The sequence below is a fragment of the Desulfofundulus australicus DSM 11792 genome (assembly GCF_900129285.1).
In the GTDB taxonomy this organism is placed as follows: domain Bacteria; phylum Bacillota; class Desulfotomaculia; order Desulfotomaculales; family Desulfovirgulaceae; genus Desulfofundulus; species Desulfofundulus australicus.
Window position 1 is genome coordinate 1 of sequence record NZ_FQUW01000063.1, and the last position, 3,069, is coordinate 3,069.

5 protein-coding genes are annotated in these 3,069 nt (G+C 52.0%); all 5 read right to left on the reverse strand.

The genetic code is table 11. From position 1 onward, the window contains the following. Nucleotides 1-11 precede the first annotated feature (11 nt). Complete coding sequence (locus BUB44_RS14725; protein WP_073167724.1) at nucleotides 12-437, reverse strand: helix-turn-helix domain-containing protein; 426 nt, start codon at nucleotides 435-437, stop codon at nucleotides 12-14. Nucleotides 438-558: 121 nt separating this feature from the next. Continuing rightward, complete coding sequence (locus tag BUB44_RS14730) at nucleotides 559-1,023, reverse strand: hypothetical protein (protein WP_073167727.1); 465 nt, start codon at nucleotides 1,021-1,023, stop codon at nucleotides 559-561. A gap of 1 nt (nucleotide 1,024) precedes the next feature. Further along, complete coding sequence (locus tag BUB44_RS15515) at nucleotides 1,025-1,189, reverse strand: hypothetical protein (RefSeq protein WP_165611062.1); 165 nt, start codon at nucleotides 1,187-1,189, stop codon at nucleotides 1,025-1,027. Nucleotides 1,190-1,194: 5 nt separating this feature from the next. Continuing rightward, nucleotides 1,195-2,013 carry an ATP-binding protein gene (locus tag BUB44_RS14735; RefSeq protein WP_131821654.1) on the reverse strand — a complete coding sequence of 273 codons (819 nt, stop codon included), beginning with the start codon at nucleotides 2,011-2,013 and terminating at the stop codon, nucleotides 1,195-1,197. Further along, the gene (locus BUB44_RS14740) at nucleotides 1,949-2,872 is read right to left on the reverse strand and encodes a helix-turn-helix domain-containing protein (protein ID WP_073167732.1); all 924 of its coding nucleotides are present in this window, start codon (nucleotides 2,870-2,872) and stop codon (nucleotides 1,949-1,951) included. Before BUB44_RS14740 ends, BUB44_RS14735 begins: the two co-directional genes overlap by 65 nt. Between the last annotated feature and the right edge of the window lie 197 nt (nucleotides 2,873-3,069).

The following is a 3,069-nucleotide window of genomic DNA, read 5'->3' on the forward strand; positions in this document are numbered from 1 at the left end:
AAGCCTCCTTTCTACTTTTTCTGCTTTTGCAGCCGTTGCCAGTGGTGGAAGTCGCCAAATCCCTGCATGACGCCAGGAGAGGTTTCTTCATAATGACAGGTATCCCTTTCGTCATGAATCTTACCCGCTGCCTGCCGCCATTCGTTCAAAGCCTTTATGGTTTCGTCAATCTCTTCTTCCGTCCGGGTATCCGGCTTAAGTGGTTCCTCTTTGGGTCTCTCCGGGGGGCGGTAGTCGCTGAACAAGTCCCCCAGCTTGACGCCCAGGGCATCCGCAAACCTCTTGTCGGTGTCGTATCCCCAGGGTGTACGTCCCCAGGAGTCTTCCGCCCGCTCAACCTGCAGCACCCAGGCGGTGTGGAGGTTGGTCTTTCGTGCCAGTTCCTTAACTGACAAGCCCGCTTTTTCTCTAAAGTACCGCACTCGGTTGGTTCCCATTAAGTTTTCCTCCTTTGCATAGCATAAAGCCATTTAGTGTGCCGGTTTAGTGGGGGGGCCGGGAAAACCAGCCGCCCCGTCTATCTGAACGGCCTGGCCGGGCCGGTCCGTTGTTTCCGTTTCATGCGGAAATAACAGCCTCTGCGCACTTCTCAAACTCGGTAAGCGGGACCAGCAGGCCGTGGGTGGTGTATCCCTCGTTTACTGCTTTACCTGTACGGTATTTCTTCAACCAGGTCGGGAAAAGCCTCCGCAATGTCTTAAAGCGGATGGCGTAAATCAGCAAATCTTCCACCACGAAGTAAAGCAGGTAGTCAGCCTTTGAGGTGTAAACCCACCCTTTTTTGCCTTCGGTGTCTACCGAAACGGTTTCCAGGAATGCGTTCCCTGTTCGGCCTGCCTGGTAGTCGGTTTTGTACTCCACCTTGAGGACTTTCCCGGTTTCCCGGTTTACGAAAATGCGGTCTATCCCCTGCCTTTGCTGCCGCCGGGTAACAGGGTAGATATGAAACCTGCCAGAGAAAAACCTGTCCAGAAAGTGCTCTCCGTCCTCGCCGCGTTTTAAGCAGCCGTTGAAATCATGCATGTTAATCCTCCTTCGGGTTTGCCAGTTGTTCCACGGCCTCCGCCAGCCTATCAAGTGCCCTGGCAATGGCATAAAGTCCGTCCACCACGTTAGCGGGTTCAAAGTTATTGTCGCGTTCATTTGGACTTATAAAGGCGCCTTTAATCACTTTGGCGATGTCTTGCATTGTCCTCACCTCCCCCGCCGGTCCTTGCCGCGAAGAACAATCGTTTCGCACATTTCGGAAAGCCGGGAAACCGCGCGTTCGCCGAGATAATCAATCATTTCTTTCCGGGAGAGGTTGCTGGTGAAAACCGTTGGCAATTTCTCCCTGTAACGGGCATCAATGAAGGAGTTAATGTTTGCATGGTCGAAACCGGTTATCGGGACGGCGCCCAGGTCGTCCACGATTACCAGGTTTTTGCTGCTTGTCAGCTCGGCCAGGTTCATCCTGGCAAAATCGTCATTTATTGCTTCGCGGAACATGGTGCACAGGTCGCCAAAAAGGACAAAAGTCGCGGGGTTTAAATGCCGAAGAATGATTTCCACTCCCAAAGCCACCGCCAGTTGAGTTTTGCCGATTCCGGTAGGGCCTACAATCAGCAAGCCATGGCCGGCCTTTTTGTTCTCCGGGAAGTTTTCGGTGTATGGCAAAACCTTTTCCCTGGCGTCAAGCTGGTCAAGTGAAAGCGTCAAATGGCGTTTAGGGAAACGGGCACGCTTCACCAGTTCTTTCACCGCCCATTGGCGGCAAGAGATGCATTCCTCTTTCCGAAAGCTCCCGGGTGTTTCTTCGGGCAGAAAAATCTCGCGGACGATAGGGACGCCGTCTTCGTCAAACACGCCGCCGCAGTCGCCCCGGAGGTGGCGGTAAGTATCTTGAAACAGGAGCAAATTCTCCATGATAGCTTCGTCTGGCCAGGCGCGCGTAGCGGGAAACAGCTCCTTAACCCTCCCAATCCGACCAGTCCTTTGAGGGCTCCGGTGCAGGGCGCCACTTTGTTCTTGCACGCTGTTTTCCTCCTTCCTGGTTTTTGTAGTCACCAGTTAGCAAACGGGGAAGCGCACTTAAAAAGTCGCTAAAGGTGCAGTTCCTCCGAACGAAGCCAGGGGCCTTAAAAAATCGTTCTATGCACTCACAAAGCAGTTCCACGCTATAGCTTTCCGGCAATTGCTTTACCCGTTTTCCGTCCCTTCCCCAATCGAAAGCTGTCTTTGTCGGTTCTACACCGACATGCTCCTTGAATGTTTCGAAGAAACGCTTTAGCACTGGCTGTACTCTCTCATCAGTGGTTGTTGTTTTAGGGTTTGATTTTGAGGATTTTTTCCTCCCCACTGAAACGATAGTTTCTTTGAGATTAAGATTGGTATTTTCATTTGGTTTTTTAATTGGTATTATAGGTTCCCCGGAAGCCTTGCCGCTGTAAGCGGGAAGGGCATTTTCGGATGAACCACAGTTCACTTCACTATGAACCACAGTTCCTATCACTGGTGAACTACAGTTCACTTCATTTTCTAAGTGATATGAACCACAGTTCCTATCACTTTCCTTGTGACCGGAACCACAGTTCCTATCACTGACAGGAACCACAGTTCCTATCACTGAGTAAACATTTGTAAGTGTCTTGCCACGCCGCTTTTTAACGATTGCACCTTTTTCAATAAGTTCTTGAAGGAGTTTTATTACTCCGCGTTCCGTATACCCAGTTTCCTGGGCCAACACCTTAATCCCTGGCCAACAAAAGCCTTCTCTGTCGGCATAGCTCCAAAGAATTGCATATAGTGCTCGGGCAGGCAGGCTTATTGTCGAGTCGCGGATTACCTGGTTGAACGCCGCGAATTTCCCGTTTCCGTTCGTAACTTCGGCCATTGTATCCCCCCGCACCCGGCGGTGTTGCGCAACACCGGCACAACACTCCGGGGTTCGTTTCTCTCCACGGTCATTTCAGCCGACGAATCTTCCCCACTGACCCTGGCTCCCGCCGCACGCTGGCCTGCTCCTGGGCCTCCAGCCAGGCTAAAATGCTGGTCCGCCGGAATAGCACCCTTCTGCCTATCTTGACATGA